This window comes from Shewanella sp. KX20019 (assembly GCF_016757755.1).
GTDB lineage: Bacteria > Pseudomonadota > Gammaproteobacteria > Enterobacterales > Shewanellaceae > Shewanella.
Genome location: NZ_CP068437.1, coordinates 2731981 through 2748237, shown reverse-complemented (window position 1 = coordinate 2748237; position 16257 = coordinate 2731981). Strand labels below are relative to the sequence as shown.

At 42.5% G+C, this 16257-nt stretch carries 10 protein-coding genes and 9 tRNA genes; 6 read left to right on the top strand and 13 right to left on the bottom strand.

Annotation, left to right across the window (positions count from 1 at the left end):
* The first annotated feature begins 342 nt into the window (after positions 1-342).
* From JK628_RS12060 to JK628_RS12050, 3 genes are all read left to right on the top strand, one after another.
* On the top strand, positions 343-2532 hold the full coding sequence (locus JK628_RS12060) for an OsmC domain/YcaO domain-containing protein (RefSeq protein ID WP_202284767.1): 2190 nt from the start codon (positions 343-345) through the stop codon (positions 2530-2532).
* Between the two features lie 186 nt (positions 2533-2718).
* Positions 2719-3468, top strand: a complete 750-nt coding sequence (locus JK628_RS12055; protein ID WP_202284766.1) for a DNA alkylation repair protein — start codon at positions 2719-2721, stop codon at positions 3466-3468.
* A gap of 184 nt (positions 3469-3652) precedes the next feature.
* Positions 3653-5566, top strand: coding sequence for a S9 family peptidase (locus JK628_RS12050; protein WP_202284765.1), 1914 nt, complete (start codon positions 3653-3655; stop codon positions 5564-5566).
* A gap of 127 nt (positions 5567-5693) precedes the next feature.
* Here JK628_RS12050 and JK628_RS12045 read toward each other — a convergent pair whose 3' ends face one another.
* Entirely contained in the window at positions 5694-7298 is a 1605-nt protein-coding gene (locus tag JK628_RS12045; RefSeq protein ID WP_202289802.1) for an ABC-F family ATPase, read from the bottom strand.
* A 315-nt stretch (positions 7299-7613) separates the two neighbouring features.
* Between JK628_RS12045 and JK628_RS12040 the strand changes: the two genes are divergently transcribed.
* Entirely contained in the window at positions 7614-8114 is a 501-nt protein-coding gene (locus JK628_RS12040) for a VF530 family DNA-binding protein (protein WP_202284764.1), read from the top strand.
* A 1330-nt stretch (positions 8115-9444) separates the two neighbouring features.
* Here the strand turns inward: JK628_RS12040 and JK628_RS12035 are convergent.
* The 10 genes from JK628_RS12035 to JK628_RS11990 form a co-directional block, all read right to left on the bottom strand.
* Positions 9445-9521 (bottom strand) — tRNA-Met (locus JK628_RS12035).
* 194 nt (positions 9522-9715) lie between these two features.
* Positions 9716-9792, bottom strand: a tRNA-Met gene (locus JK628_RS12030).
* Between the two features lie 45 nt (positions 9793-9837).
* Positions 9838-9914 (bottom strand) — tRNA-Met (locus JK628_RS12025).
* A 45-nt stretch (positions 9915-9959) separates the two neighbouring features.
* Positions 9960-10036 (bottom strand) — tRNA-Met (locus JK628_RS12020).
* A gap of 45 nt (positions 10037-10081) precedes the next feature.
* Positions 10082-10158 (bottom strand) — tRNA-Met (locus JK628_RS12015).
* A 45-nt stretch (positions 10159-10203) separates the two neighbouring features.
* Positions 10204-10280, bottom strand: a tRNA-Met gene (locus JK628_RS12010).
* A gap of 50 nt (positions 10281-10330) precedes the next feature.
* Positions 10331-10407: transfer RNA gene (locus tag JK628_RS12005), tRNA-Val, on the bottom strand.
* Positions 10408-10436: 29 nt separating this feature from the next.
* Positions 10437-10513 (bottom strand) — tRNA-Val (locus JK628_RS12000).
* A 2-nt stretch (positions 10514-10515) separates the two neighbouring features.
* Positions 10516-10592 (bottom strand) — tRNA-Met (locus tag JK628_RS11995).
* Between the two features lie 166 nt (positions 10593-10758).
* Positions 10759-12117, bottom strand: coding sequence for an MATE family efflux transporter (locus JK628_RS11990; RefSeq protein ID WP_202284763.1), 1359 nt, complete (start codon positions 12115-12117; stop codon positions 10759-10761).
* A gap of 32 nt (positions 12118-12149) precedes the next feature.
* Between JK628_RS11990 and JK628_RS11985 the strand changes: the two genes are divergently transcribed.
* Positions 12150-12764, top strand: coding sequence for a riboflavin synthase subunit alpha (locus JK628_RS11985; protein WP_202284762.1), 615 nt, complete (start codon positions 12150-12152; stop codon positions 12762-12764).
* Between the two features lie 49 nt (positions 12765-12813).
* Here the strand turns inward: JK628_RS11985 and JK628_RS11980 are convergent, their stop codons facing one another.
* Together JK628_RS11980 and JK628_RS11975 are read right to left on the bottom strand one after the other, a co-directional pair.
* Positions 12814-13014 (bottom strand): CPXCG motif-containing cysteine-rich protein, encoded by a 201-nt coding sequence (locus JK628_RS11980; protein WP_202284761.1) that lies wholly within the window; start codon positions 13012-13014, stop codon positions 12814-12816.
* 1 nt (position 13015) lies between these two features.
* A complete protein-coding gene (locus JK628_RS11975) occupies positions 13016-13753 on the bottom strand; it encodes a pteridine reductase (protein ID WP_202284760.1) in 738 nt (245 codons plus the stop codon).
* Between the two features lie 574 nt (positions 13754-14327).
* Here JK628_RS11975 and thrS point away from each other — a divergent pair.
* Positions 14328-16256 carry a threonine--tRNA ligase gene (thrS, locus tag JK628_RS11970; RefSeq protein WP_202284758.1) on the top strand — a complete coding sequence of 643 codons (1929 nt, stop codon included), beginning with the start codon at positions 14328-14330 and terminating at the stop codon, positions 16254-16256.
* Position 16257: the final 1 nt, after the last annotated feature.

Below are 16257 nucleotides of genomic sequence, written 5' to 3'. Positions count from 1 at the left end.
CCAGCTCATAAACGGCTATTTTCTAATTATTCGACTTTTGCTTCTGAGTCGTTAATCACTACAGGGAGTTAAGCCGATATAATAAGCCATTCTGCTAGCTGCAATGCTAATGATGTGCAAAGGCTATCGATAATGGTCAATGGTGTTATTTTACGGTATTAGTGAAAGTTGGAGACGCTCGGTGCGATGAAATTAGCCAAGCTAACTATCGTTCTAACACTAAAAAAGCCTAATTAAGCCATTTAGGTAATTAATCCAAGACTATTGCCTGAAAAACACCGATAATTCTCTACATTAAGGCACGCTAGCCGATTGACAGCGCACGACTCTGGACACTATTCAATGGAAATCAAAGTTAACTTTCTCGACAACCTCAGACTTGAAGCAAAGTTTGATGACTTTACCGTCACAGCAGACCAGCCTATTCGTTACAAAGGCGATGGTTCAGCCCCTAGCCCTTTTGATTACTTCTTAGCGTCGTCAGCGCTATGTGCCGCCTATTTCATCAAGGTGTACTGTAAGGCTCGAGATATTCCAACGGAAAACATCAGGCTGTCGCAAAACAACATTGTTGATCCTGAAGACCGCTATAACCAAATATTTCAAATTCAGGTTGAGCTGCCAGCAGATATATCTGAGAAAGACAGGACAGGCATTCTTCGCTCGATCGACCGCTGTACGGTTAAGAAAGTGGTGCAGACCGGGCCAGAGTTTAAAATCGAAACGGTTGAAAATCTTGACGAAGATGCAAATGCGATGTTGATGGGTCAAGCCGACAGCGACGCAAGTACCTACATATTGGGTAAAGATTTGCCGCTTGAGCAAACGATTTCCAATATGACCAGTATGCTTGCCGAATTAGGCATGAAGATTGAAATTTCTTCATGGCGTAATATAGTGCCTAATGTGTGGTCTCTGCACATTCGTGATGCCGCATCGCCAATGTGTTTCACCAACGGTAAAGGTGCAACCAAAGAGAGTGCACTTTGTTCAGCGCTTGGTGAATTTATTGAACGACTAAACTGTAACTTCTTCTATAACGATCAATTCTTCGGTGAGGAGATAGCAAACAGCGAGTTTGTTCATTATCCAAATGAAAAATGGTTTGCGTTAGAAGAGGATGACTCATTACCTGCTGGCATTTTGGATCAATATTGTTTGGAGATCTACAACCCAGATGATGAACTTGCGGGTTCTAATCTTATCGACACTAACTCTGGCATGACAGAGCGTGGTATTTGTTCTATCCCCTATGTGCGCCACTCTGATGGTGAAACAGTTTACTTTCCGTCTAACTTAATTGAAAACCTATTCTTAAGTAACGGCATGAGTGCGGGTAATAACCTAGCTGAAGCGAAGGTGCAGTGCTTATCAGAAATATTTGAGCGTGCGGTTAAAAGACAGATCATTGAACAAGAAATTGTGCTGCCAGATGTCCCTATGGCTGTACTTGAAAAGTATCCCGCGATCTTAGCTGGAATTGCAGGGCTAGAAGCACAAGGTTTCCCCGTAGTCGTTAAAGACGCGTCGCTAGGTGGACAGTTCCCCGTTATGTGTGTCACCTTGATGAACCCTAGAACGGGTGGTGTATTTGCATCATTTGGTGCACACCCAAGCTTTGAAGTCGCAGTGGAGCGCAGTTTGACCGAGTTGTTGCAAGGTCGCAGTTTTGAAGGCTTAAACGATGTCCCTAAGCCGACATTCGATAGTATGACGGTTACAGAGCCAGAGAACTTCGTTGAGCACTTTATTGATTCTACAGGTGTTATTTCATGGCGTTTCTTTAGCAGCAAGCATGACTATGATTTCTGCGAGTGGGATTTCTCTGGCAGTAATGAAGAGGAAACAGAAAGTTTATTTGGCATCTTGGCTGATATTGGCAAAGAAGCTTATATTGCCGAGTTTGATCAACTAGGTGCATCAGTATGTCGCATATTGGTACCAGATTACTCTGAAGTATATCCAGTCGAAGATTTGATTTGGGATAACACTAATAAGTCGCTTAATTATCGCGAAGATATCCTGAATCTGCATTCTTTAGCGGATGACGAACTCGCTGATTTAGTTGAACGACTAGAAGAGAGTCAACTCGATAACCAAACTGACATTCCAACCTTGATTGGGATTGTGTTTGACGAAAACACTGTGTGGGGCCAGTTAACGATTATTGAGCTTAAGATCCTAATCTATCTGGCTCTTGGTGAGTTAGAAAATGCGATGGAGTTGGTGGCTGAATTTTTGCAGTACAACGACAATACGGTTGAGCGTGGTTTATTCTATCAAGCGGTTAATGCGGTACTTGAAGTCACCATGGATGAGGAGCTTGAGCTTGAACACTTTATTGGTAACTTCAATAGAATGTTTGGTGAAGAGAACATGCAAAATGTTGTCGGTTCGGTAACCGCTGAGGTTAAGTTCTTTGGTCTGACAAAAACTAGCATGAAGCTTGAAGGTATTGAGCCGCACTTGAGATTGATTGAAAGCTATAAGAAATTGCATCAAGCGCGTAAAGACAAAGCTGTAAGTTTATAGTATTCGTTGCTTCAACTTTTGTTTGCCTAATGAAGCCCATCTTTCGATGGGCTTTTTTTTCACCATTTTGAGCGAGCTAATACTTCTGCACCGCGGATAAAGTTATAGTTAAAGCCTTAGTAAAGCTTTTAGCTAGCTATACACAGACAGTCATGGTTAAAACTGAAGGTTAGGGAAGTCATAGAAATGACTAAAGATAGTGTTGTTCAGTATTCAAACCAATTGTGTGATGCCTTGTTGCATGTAAGCTCGCTAGAAAAAGCAAAATCGATGGCGCACTTTTTTAACCATGAGGTTAATTTCATCGGGGCGAAAGCAGCGGATATCAAGCAGGTTATTGTAGCCTTTCAACTACAGAACAGTCACTTAAGTGCTGATGATAACCTAGAACTCTGCGAGCATATACTTGAGAACGCTATTTACACTGAAGAGGTATTGTTAGCCTTTGGTCTACTTAACAAGTTTGTTAAACGCCATTTCGATGATGAATTACTAAAGCGTTTCCACTACTGGCTGGAGCACTATGTGTCTAACTGGTCTCATGTTGACGATCTATGCATTAAAACGATTTATCAGTTTATGCTTTCAAGACCTCATTTGATTACAACAACCCAGTATTGGGCGTACTCGAGTAACCCTTGGTGTCGCCGTGCCAGCAATGTGGTGTGGGTTAAGTTTATCAAACGAAATATTGGTAAATCGGTATATGTTTTAGACCCAAAACTGATCTTCGAAAACTGTGATTTACTACTGAGTGACTCAGATCCTTTTGTTCAAAAAAGTGTTGGTTGGCTGCTGAAGGTAGCCTCTGTTGAACATGAGCCTGAGGTTATCGATTACCTAAAAGCCAATATCTCTGATATGCAGCGCGGAACCCTTCGTTACGCTATTGAGAAACTTGATAGCGATACTCGTAGACACTTACTTGCTCTATAAATGGCCATAGTGACTTAGATGTGCAGCAGGTGCCTAGCGTTGATAGTCATCTTCACTGTTGGCGTTTGAGGGCACCTGCTGTTAGGTTAGCATTGTTAAGCTTAAATCAATAAAGCCTTAAGTTATTGCTTTAAAGAATTTATACCAATGGTATTTACCGAGTGGACAGAATAAGGATATCTTCATGTATAGAAGCTTCGTCGCAACGACAATAGTTGCTATAGCGCTTACTGGTTGCAGTTATAGTGGCAATCAGAATGACACTAAGCAGCAAGCTGAGACTGTTAGTCCCGTTGCCTTTGAAACCTACAGCGCAGAACAATTTTATAAAACCACCAGCGTGTTTGGCTCATCCATTAATCATCTAGGTAATGCCGTATTGGTGAGTAATGATGAAAGTGGAATTTTCAATGCTTATCGCGTTCCAGTTGATGGTTCAGCTGCAACGCAATTGACCTCGTCAACGAAGGAGTCCATTTTTGTAGAAACCTGGTTCCCCCAAGACGAACGTTTTCTTTATAGCGCTGACAAAGGAGGTGATGAGCTTAACCATCTGTTTGTTCAAGAGCTCGACGGTAAAGAAGTCGATTTAACTCCGGGAGAAGGGCTAAAAGCATCGCTCATTTCTTGGCATGAAGATGAGCAATCATTCTTTGTGGTAACAAACGAGAGAGATGCCAAATATTTCGATGTATATCAATATAGTGCTGCAGATTATAGCCGCAAATTGGTGTTTAAGAATGAATCTGGATATGGGGTAGAGGGGGTTAGCCCAAATGGACGCTTCATTGCCTTGAGTAAAAGCCACTCCAATAGTAATGCCGATCTCTATTTAGTTGATCTTCGTTTAAAAATGAACAAACCTAAGTTACTCACTGAGCATAGTGGCGATGTGGCTTACTCTGTTTATACTTTTTCTAAAGACAACAAACAGCTGTTATTTGCCACTAATGAGTTTGGTGAGTTCAATCAGGCATGGTCATATGATCTTACTACTGGGGATAGTGCGTTAAATTCCAAAGCAGATTGGGACGTTAGCTTTAGCTACTTTTCAAAAGATGGCCGCTTTCAAATATCGGGTATTAACGCCGACGCACAAACTCAGTTAGTCATTACCGATCTAAAAACCAACACTGAGCTCAAATTGCCCACGCTGCCAAGCGGAGATTTACGCGGGGTCAGTTTTTCCAAAGACTCAAGTTCTATGGTGTTTTACATCAATTCAGACACGTCCCCGTCTAATTTATATACCCATCAGCTAGGCAGTGAGTCGATTTTACGTCTGACTAATAGTGGTAACCCGCAGATTAAGGAAGCCAATTTGGTCTCAGGTAAAGTTGTTCGGTTTAAGAGTTTTGATGGAGTAGAAATACCCGCTATTTTGTATAAACCTAAACAAACAACAATGAAAAAAGTACCCGCGCTTATCTATATTCATGGTGGCCCTGGAGGTCAGTCGCGTAAAGGTTATTCAGCCACAGTGCAGCACTTAGTTAATAACGGCTATGCCATTATCAAAATTAATAATCGTGGTTCGAGTGGTTACGGCAAAACGTTTTTCCACTTAGACGACAAACGCCATGGTGAAGATGACCTGCAAGATGTGGTGTATAACAAAAAATACCTGCAAACATTGGATTGGGTTGATGCCGATAGAATTGGCGTTATGGGTGGCAGTTACGGCGGCTACCTAACGATGGCTGCAATGGCATTTACTGATGAGTTTGAAGTTGGGATCAATATATTTGGTGTGACTAACTGGGTTCGTACACTTGAAAGCATTCCCCCATACTGGGAAGCATTTAGAAAAAGTCTTTATGACGAATTGGGCGACCCAGCGACAGACAGAGAGCGTTTACACAATATTTCACCGGTATTTTTCGGTGAACAGGTAAAGAGCCCTGTACTTGTTGTGCAAGGGGCTAATGACCCAAGAGTATTAAAGATAGAAAGCGATGAGATGGTAGAGTCTATTCGCTCCGGCGGTACTTATGTCGACTATTTAGTATTTGATGATGAAGGGCATGGGTTCAGCAAAAAATCCAATCGTATTAGTGCATCGAACAAGTATCTAGAGTTTTTAAATCGATATTTATAATGTGTTGGGCATTTTGATTAGCTTTATCTTAAGCTAGAGCAGCTTAAGAAATTTATAGAACAAAAAAAGCCATTTGAATAGTCAAATGGCTTTTTTATAAGCTTTACATCAACACTAAGGTCGAGGTTTATTGATTCGCTAGTGCTTCAGCTTGGCTCGACATGTACTCGTTGAACGAGCCATGGAAGTTGATTAAGTTATTGTCTTTCACGTCGATGATATGAGTTGCAAGTGATGATACAAACTCCCGATCGTGGCTGACGAATATCAAGGTGCCTTCGAAGTCTTTAAGTGCATTGTTAAGTGCTTCAATGGCTTCCATATCCATGTGGTTAGTTGGTTCATCCATTACAAGTACGTTGACATCCATCATCATCAACTTGCCAAATAATAAGCGGTTCTTTTCACCACCAGAGCAGTTACGAGCTTTTTTGTTGGCATCGTCTTCAGTGAAGAGCAGACGGCCTAACATGCCACGAACCGAAAGGTCATTATGCTTTGGTGTACGCCATTGTGACATCCAATCAAACAGGGTGAAATCGTTATCAAAATCAGTGGTGCTATCTTGTGGGCAGTAGCCGATAGCAGCATTTTCAGACCACTTAATAACACCTTCATTGTGCTCTAATTCGTTAACTAAACAACGAAGTAGGGTTGTTTTACCCACGCCATTCTCACCAATAACGGCAAGCTTGGCACCGGCTTCAAGAATAAGGTTGCCACCTTGGAATAGCGTACCACCGTCAAAACCATGGCTTAGCTCTTCAATCACGAGTGCTTGGCGATGCATTTTCTTGCTTTCATCGAAGCGAAGTGACGGTGTCATACGGCTCGATGATTTAACATCATCAAGAGAGATTTTGTCCAGTTTCTTAGCACGCGAGCTCGCCTGTTTTGCTTTCGATGCATTAGCACCAAAGCGGTTTACGAAGTCTTGCAGCTCTGCCATTTCAGCACTTTTCTTAGCGTTACCAGCAAGCAGTTGCTCTTGGATAAGACCAGCTGCTTCTAAGAAGTACTCGTAGTTACCTGGGTAGACGCGTAGTTCACCGTAATCGATATCAGCCATGTGCGTACAAACAGTGTTTAAGAAGTGTCTGTCATGCGAGATGATGATCATGGTGCATTTACGTTTGTTTAGCTCATCTGCTAACCAACTAATGGTGTGGATATCCAAGTTGTTTGTTGGCTCATCGAGTAACAAGATATCAGGGTTAGAGAATAATGCTTGCGCGAGTAACACTCGTAGTTTTTTACCCGGTGCAACTTGGCTCATTAAACCAAAGTGATACTCTTCTTCAATGCCAGCTTCTAGCAGAATTTCACCAGCGCGGCTTTCTGCGCTGTAACCATCCATTTCAGCAAACTCACTTTCAAGCTCGCCGACCTTCATACCGTCTTCTTCGCTCATTTCTGGCAAAGAATAGATGCGTTCCCGCTCTTGCTTTACTTCCCACAGCTTTGGGTCACCTTGAATTACAGCATCAATAACGCTGTATTGTTCAAAAGCAAACTGGTCCTGGCTTAGGGTTCCGACCTTTTGACCCGGTGTGATAGACACGTTTCCAGAGGTCGGCGCAAGCTCACCGCTAAGGATCTTCATAAAGGTTGACTTACCACAGCCGTTTGCACCGATTAAACCGTAACGGTTACCGTTGCCGAATTTTGCGGAGATGTTTTCAAACAATGGCTCAGGGCCGAACTGCATGGTGATGTTTGCGGTAGAGATCAATGGAATATCCTGAAATGTTAAGTATTCAAAGCTAAGCAGGTAACCGCCACCCCCTAATAGGGTAAGCGTTTGCATAGGTAAAACAGCCGCGCATTATACAGAGATAGGTGCTCAGATGTCGAGCAACCAATCCATTTAAGCGAATTAATTGTCGAGTTTCGTCTGCTTTTTACAAAAAATGGTTGGCTTAGCTGATTTGAGTGGGTGATATCGGTATTTTCTTGTTATTATTACAACTATATTGTGGCCGTGAGACAATGGCCTAGTTAGTTATCTAACGATTTTTGTACATTATCAGCGATTTTTGGACACCTCATGATTGAACATCAACAGAACAACCCACTGCACGGCTTAAACCTTGAAACTATGGTGACAGAGCTTGTCGATTTTTACGATTGGAAGATCCTCTATGCGGCGATCCGCCTAGAGTGTTTTAACTCTAATCCAAATATGCCGGCTTGTATTAAGTTCCTCAAGAAGACAGAATGGGCGAGAGAGCGTGTTGAAAGCTTTTATCTTTATCGCTTCAAACGTATGCCAAAAGGTAGCGAAGCTCAGTTTGATCTCAAGCCTCGTGAACGTGGATTTGCAGATGGCATTGTGCCACGTAAGCCGCAAGAGTTAACCATTGAGTTAATTGAAGAGATGCGCGCTAAAGCTACGGCTGATTATGAAGCGATGAAGCAGAACAAAGGCGGTCGCCCACGTTATGGTAAGGATAAACCAAGAGCGCAGGATTCATATGCACAAAATCGACGCTCAGACAAAAATCGACCTGCGCCTTCGCAAGATCCGACTAATCCTTGGGGTAAGTAACCCATCAAACTAGCGGTTTTTAGCTTGTGATTATTCAACCGACTGTGCTTTGATTTTTGATTACTCTTTAACAGAGAATTTTGAGTTAAAACCGCTTCCCGTGAGAGAGGGTTGATACTGTCGCGACTAAGATAAGCGAGCTTGAAGTGAACAACACCTAGCTTACATTATTAAACGTAAACTAGGTGTTGGACTTTAGAATGAGCGCATGTGATTTTCTACTGCTTCAAATCGAGCATTCTTAAGCGTCTACTGTGAATCTGACAATTAGGATACTTGTTTCTTAACTCTGCGTTCTCAGGGCTTGCAGTGTCTCCCCAAGTACCAACTTTAACGACTCTTCACATTCTGGCTGTTACGCAAGATCAGTAGTTTTAACTCCACAGCCTCAACATATTAAGGTTTTTCAATTGCTCTTCTGTATAACGAGAGTTTTTGGCAAGCTTATTGTGTATGGGTACAGTTGTTTCACTACTTAAATTGTACGCTTATCTATATGACGTTGTTCTTGATGTACAAGCGGTGCTGATTGTGAGTAGGTAGCTTTCTACCTTTGGTCTGCAGGATCACGCAATGTGACTTGATTACGATAATTAAACCTACTAACTGCGCCACTCTCTGAATGTTCGATCACTAGCAAGCGCGAATTCGAAAATATGAACCGTTGTGGCACACTTAAAGGCATTATAAATGTCACAACAGAACAATTAGAAAACCATCGTAGTAGGTTAACTGCGGTCCAGTCTCAACGTGTCAAATATGTAATTACTGAAAATACACGCACTAAGAGTGCTTTAGCTGCGCTCGTTATGATGAAATAGCAACAACGAGTTAATTGATGCTGCCGCACCATCAATTTTTAATCTACCTACACCTGAACTTAACTTCCTGACTGATATTGCGAGTAAGATATTAGGAATTAAAGGTTGTGTCTTTGACTCCAATTAAAAAGTCAGCGGACTTATCCCCAGTATTTACCCCTGTAGTGCCTTCTACTGCGCTTTTTGTTTAAAAGATTTATTCTAAAGAATTAAGTAGAGAGAAACCAATTGCACTATTAATGGGGCAGATATTGGTCTGCAATGAAATGTAGTACTAAATTTTAGACATAAAAAAACCAGCTTATGCTGGCCTACTATTTGATTAACGCATTAGTTGTTTTAATTCTGCTAAGTAAGAATTGATTGCGAGAGCTGGGTTATTTTTAAAAAGAGCAGGGCAACGACCTTCGCCAAGCTTCAATAAATAGTTGAGTCCGAGTAGCTTTTATACTGCTCCATCCCGCGCATGCGTTGACGCACTAGTTATCTTGATTCTACTAATAAAGAATTGGTTGCGGGAGCTGGATTTGAACCAACGACCTTCGGGTTATGAGCCCGACGAGCTACCATACTGCTCCATCCCGCGTCCGTGTTGAACGCACTAGTTGTTTTAATTCTGCTAATAAAGAATTGGTTGCGGGAGCTGGATTACTATTTGTAGAGCAGGGCAACGACCTTCGCCATGTTCTTTTAAAAAGTTGAGTCCGAGTAGCTTTTATGCTGCTCCATCCCGCGTCCGTGTTGAACGCACTAGTTGTTTTAATTCTACTAATAAAGAATTGGTTGCGGGAGCTGGATTTGAACCAACGACCTTCGGGTTATGAGCCCGACGAGCTACCATACTGCTCCATCCCGCGTCCGTGTTGAACGCACTAGTTGTTTTAATTCTACTAATAAAGAATTGGTTGCGGGAGCTGGATTTGAACCAACGACCTTCGGGTTATGAGCCCGACGAGCTACCATACTGCTCCATCCCGCGTCCGTGTTGAACGCACTAGTTGTTTTAATTCTACTAATAAAGAATTGGTTGCGGGAGCTGGATTTGAACCAACGACCTTCGGGTTATGAGCCCGACGAGCTACCATACTGCTCCATCCCGCGTCCGTGTTGAACGCATTAGTTGTTTTAATTCTGCTAATAAAGAATTGGTTGCGGGAGCTGGATTTGAACCAACGACCTTCGGGTTATGAGCCCGACGAGCTACCATACTGCTCCATCCCGCGTCCGTGTTGAACGCATTAGTTGTTTTAATTCTACTAATAAAGAATTGGTTGCGGGAGCTGGATTTGAACCAACGACCTTCGGGTTATGAGCCCGACGAGCTACCATACTGCTCCATCCCGCGTCCGGATGTATCATTTTAAAAACTAGTATTTTAATTCAACTAAAAAGAATTGGTACAACCGAGTGGATTCGAACCACCGACCCCTACCATGTCAAGGTAGTGCTCTAACCAACTGAGCTACGGTTGTATTTTTACAGGGCTTGCATATAAACAGTTTGGTACAACCGAGTGGATTCGAACCACCGACCCCTACCATGTCAAGGTAGTGCTCTAACCAACTGAGCTACGGTTGTATTGGTTGCGGGAGCTGGATTTGAACCAACGACCTTCGGGTTATGAGCCCGACGAGCTACCATACTGCTCCATCCCGCGACTGTTTATACTGCATGTTCTGTTGGCTGTTGCCTTGGAACGAGCGCTATAGTACGGTCGATGCAGGATTGGCGCAAGTAAAAAAACACTCTTTTGTGTTAAATGCTGCTTTGCTGCCCAACTTGTATGCTGATTAGACGATTTGAGCAAACTATGAGTAAAAATATTACATTACAGAAAGTATCGCGCCTCTTTTTTGGATATACCTCAAGCGCATAGCGAATAATATTGCAGCTGTCGTCAGTCCAGCTATAAGCCCAATCCAAAAACCTTGTGCTCCCATAGCTGGAACGAGTATGTCAGTTCTAGCCAATGTATAGCCAAGTGTCATGCCGACAGCCCAATAAGAGACTAGGGTAATGTAAAAAGCACTGCGAGTATCTTTATAGCCGCGCAGTGCACCAGCCGTTACAACTTGAATAGCATCCGACAGCTGATAGATTGCAGCAAAGAACATCAGGCTACCGGCCAATGTAATCACATCTGGGTTGTCATTATAGAGTAATGCAATTTCATTTCTGAACATCACCGTAATAATGGCAGTAAACAGTGCTAATGAGAAAGAGATGATCAACCCAAGACGGGTGATCATTGATGATATTTCCGGTTTGCCTTGACCAAGGTAGTAGCCAACGCGTATCGAAACCGCAATACCTATAGATAGTGGTAGCATAAATACGATGGATGAAAAGTTTAGTGCTATTTGATGGCCTGCTACCACTGTAGCACCCAGAGGGGCAAGTAATAGGGCAATAATGGCAAACAAACTGACTTCAAAAAATAGCGCCATCGCAATTGGGAAACCATGCTTAGTCATATCGATCATAATACTAAGGTCTGGCATATGAAAAGATTTAAAGGGGGCGAGCTCTTTGAATTTTGCGTGAAATTGCATATAGATGATCATCGCAATAAACATTGCCCAAAATACTAATGCTGTTGCGACGCCACAACCAGCACCTCCCATAGCGGGGATACCGAAATGGCCATAGATAAAGATATAGTTAGCAGGGATATTGACCGCTAAGCCAACAAAACCAATTACCATAGTCGGTAGAGTGTAGGAGATCCCTTCACTGCACCCGCGTAGAACTTGATATAGAACAAAAGCAGGTACGCCCCAAAGAAAGCCATTTAAGTAGCCAACACTAAGCTGAGCCATTTCTGGTTCCAAATCCATCAGCGCTAATATATTCTCCCCAAGTGAGAGGAAGAACATCACACCTAGGCTGCCTATTATGGCAATATATCCGGCTTGGAAAGCTAATGGTTGGATTGCCTTTTGATTATTTGCACCATGATGATGGGCAAAAACGGGCGTAAATGCCATTAGTAGCCCTTGCACGAACAATAGTGCAGGCAGCCACAAACTTGAACCAATAGCGACGGCAGCCATATCAACAGCACTGACTCGGCCAGCCATAACAGTATCGATGAAACCCATCATAGTCTGGGTAACTTGAGCAATTAGAACAGGAAGTGCTAATTGAATTAAGCGTTTGGCCTGAAAGCCAGAATGGTTCATGAATAGAGCCCTTAATACTTACGAGAGATAAAATGTTTACAGGTATAGTTCAAGCAACATGCGAAGTGTTGGCGATAGATAAAAAAACGGGTTTAAATACACTACAGATCGCTATTGGCCCGGATTTGCGCGAGGGACTTTCACTAGGGGCAAGTGTCGCAAATAACGGTGTTTGTTTAACAGTTACGAGAATAGATGATAATAGGGTGTTTTTTGATGTAATGGAAGAGACTCTCAAGCTAACTAACCTCTCAAATCTGAGACCTGGGTCACAAGTTAACATTGAGCGGTCATTAACCTTCGGTAGTGAGATCGGGGGACATGTTTTATCGGGCCATGTGCACACAGAAGCCATAGTTAAATCGGTAAGTAAAACTGAATCTCACCATGATATTTGCCTGTCAGTCGAACCAAAGTGGATGAATTATATTCTCTATAAAGGCTTTGTTGGTGTGAATGGCTGTAGCCTAACTGTAGGCGAGGTTTCGGGCTCTAGTTTTATGCTGCATTTGATCCCCGAAACACTAAAACTAACCAATTTGGATTCATATCGCGTGGGTGATTCAATCAACATTGAGATTGATAGTCAAACGCAAGCTATTGTCGATACTGTCGAGCGTGTATTAGCAAAGCGCTTTGCTGACTAAATAAAGCCTGAAGGCGCTGGTTGGCTTTGCTAGCAAACAGCGCGTTAAATTAGTAAATTTGCTCGTCATCTGAATCAATATAGAGTTCTATTGTCAGCCTAGACTCATCGAGATGCATTCGCATATGAATCGGGTTGCAGCATACTCTACAATCTTCGTAATAATCCTGATCACCGCCAGTCGCATCAATATTGAGATGTTGATGATGTCCACAATGCGGACATGAAATGGTTTTATTGATAAATCGCATATTAAGCTCCCGTAAATCCGACAGCGCTTCGTCCTCCATCTACCGCAATAATCTGCCCTGAGATATAAGGAGCGCTAACTAAATGAGATATCAACTTAGCAACGTCGTCTGTTTGGCCAAGTCTTGCTAAGGGGATCTCTTTTAAGACAGGGTTTTGAGAGTTATCATTTGATTGTTCTGGCCAGAGGATTGCGCCTGGTGCCACGCCATTTACGCGGATATCAGGAGCAAGTTCTTGTGCCAGCGAAAGTGTTGCCATCTCAAGTGCTGCCTTTGATATAGAGTATAGCCCATGATCTTTTAGTGGGCGCTTAGCATGGATATCAATTAGGTTGATTATGCAGCCACCTTGTTGTTTCAATATTGGAGCCAATTGTTCAGCTAAGAAGTAGGGGGCTAACAAATTTGTTGCAAGTAGTTGTTGTGCCGCTAAGTAATCGGTTTGGCCTATAGGAGTAGGGTAGAATTCGGAGGCGTTATTCACTAATACCTTTAGGGGTAAAGCCAATGATTTTACGTTATTAATAAATTGTTCAAGTTCAAGCTGATTGTTGAGTTCGGCCCGCACGATTTTTGCAGTGTTAGGTCTAGCCGCATTTAGTTCATTATATAGTGTTAGTGCTGCATTATGAGATTGGCTGTAATGAATGAGTATGTTGAACCCATCTTGGTGAAGTTGCTTAGCAATACAGTTGCCGATACGTTTTGCTGCACCAGTAATAAGAGCCCATCTGTCCATAACGATTATCCATAATGTTGTGTTGCTATATAATAAGGTATTATGGCCTTATCATAAGGAAACAAACAATCTAATACTTGGTACACTACAACTTCCTCTACCATTAGAATGTATCTGGCTGCGTAGAGCTTTGACCAGCTTGATTTGGCTAGCTAAAAGCTGAGCCCTTGTTCTGTTTCAACGCAATCTGGCTAGGAGTGCATTGTCGATTATTGATGGTTGTGCTTTATTGCTTTGAACATATCCAACTTGACTGAGTGTCGTGGCTAGTTATTTCACCTTTAGTATAATGTCCATCCTAATTGTACGTAATTGGATTAAGCACTAAGAGTGAAAGTAAAGTTACCGTAGGCATTTATTTTGTAATGTTAATCCCAGATGCTTTTCATCATCTAAATAGGAAAAACTAATCTCAAGGTAAAACTTGCATCCACCCGTGGCTATCACTTAGAATTACGCGCTTACGCGCCGGAAAACATAGACTCCTGTACGGTCTTGTCCCGGTGGCGTTAAACTCTTAATTATTAAACCCAAGTGGCCCTACGTGGGGGTCACCACTGGAAAAGGAAAATTCATGCCTGTAATTACACTTCCTGATGGAAGCAAACGCGAGTTTGCCCAACCTGTTTCTACTTTAGATGTTGCCGCCGATATTGGTCCTGGTCTAGCGAAAGCTTGTATCGCTGGACGTGTTAATGGTGAGCTGAAAGATGCTTGCGATATCATTGATACTGATTCGGAACTTTCTATTATCACAGCTAAAGATGAAGAGGGTGTAGAGATCCTTCGCCACTCTTGTGCACATTTGCTCGGTCATGCTTTTAAGCAACTTTGGCCAGAAGCTAAAATGGCGATTGGTCCTGTTATCGACAATGGTTTTTATTATGATATCGACTTAGATCATAAATTAACCCAGGAAGATATCGATGCGCTGCAAAAGCGTATGACTCAACTTGCAAAAACTAACTACGCCGTTGATAAGCGAGTCGTTAGCTGGCAAGAAGCGCGTGATACTTTTGAAGCTCGCGGTGAAAGCTATAAGATAGCCATCCTTGATGAGAACATCAGCAAAGATGCAACTCCAGCGCTTTATCATCATGAAGAGTATGTTGATATGTGCCGCGGCCCGCATGTACCGAATATGAAATTCTGTCAGAACTTTAAGTTGATGAGTGTTGCTGGTGCCTACTGGCGTGGAAACTCTGACAACAAAATGCTGCAACGTGTTTACGGTACAGCATGGGCAGATAAGAAGGCACTAAAAGTACACCTTAATCGTTTAGAAGAAGCGGCTAAGCGTGATCACCGTAAGATTGGTAAGCAACTTGATCTTTACCATATGCAAGAAGAAGCACCTGGTATGGTGTTCTGGCACAACGATGGCTGGAGTTTATTCCTAGAACTTGAGAAATTCATCCGCCAAAAGCTAGGCCAGTACACTTATCAAGAAGTAAAAGGTCCATTGATGATGGATCGCGTATTGTGGGAACGTTCAGGCCATTGGGATAAGTATTCTGAGGCAATGTTCACTACAAACTCAGAAAACCGTGAGTATGCTATTAAGCCAATGAACTGCCCTGGACACGTTCAAATCTTTAATCAGGGTCTTAAGTCTTATCGCGATCTTCCTTTGCGTATGGCTGAGTTTGGTTGTTGTCACCGTAATGAACCATCAGGTTCACTACATGGCTTGATGCGTGTTCGTGGCTTTACGCAAGATGATGCACATGTATTCTGTACTGAAGATCAAGTTCAGCAGGAAGTTAGTGCATGTATTCAAATGGTTTATGACACCTACGAAACATTTGGTTTTAAAAATATCGTTGTGAAGCTTTCTACTCGTCCTGAAAAACGTATCGGTGATGATGATATGTGGGACCGCGCTGAAGAAGCACTGCAGCAAGCTCTTAAAGCCAATGATATCGAATTTGAAATTCTTCCAGGTGAAGGTGCTTTCTACGGGCCTAAGATTGAATTCACATTACACGACTGTTTAGACAGAGCATGGCAGTGTGGTACTGTGCAATTAGATTACGCATTACCAGGTCGTTTAGGTGCGACTTATGTGGCTGAAGACAATAGTCGTCAAACGCCAGTGATGATCCATCGAGCCATTCTTGGTTCGTTAGAGCGCTTCTTGGGTATTCTTATTGAAGAGTACGCTGGAAAATTCCCTGCTTGGTTAGCGCCTCAACAAGTGGTTGTAATGAATATTACTGATAAACAGTCTGATTATGCAGAAAAAGTTGTCAAATTATTCAAAGAACATGGAATTCGTGCAACTAAAGACTTGAGGAATGAGAAGATAGGCTTTAAAATACGCGAGCACACCTTAAGGCGTGTCCCTTATTTATTGGTCGTTGGAGATCAAGAAGTAGAGAATAAGGAAGTAGCGGTGCGTACCCGAGAGGGAGTTGACTTAGGTAAAATGCAAATCGAAGAATTTGCTACTAAGCTCAAGAATCAAATTTCGCTCCGTAGTCTCAATTTGTTGGAGGATTAGG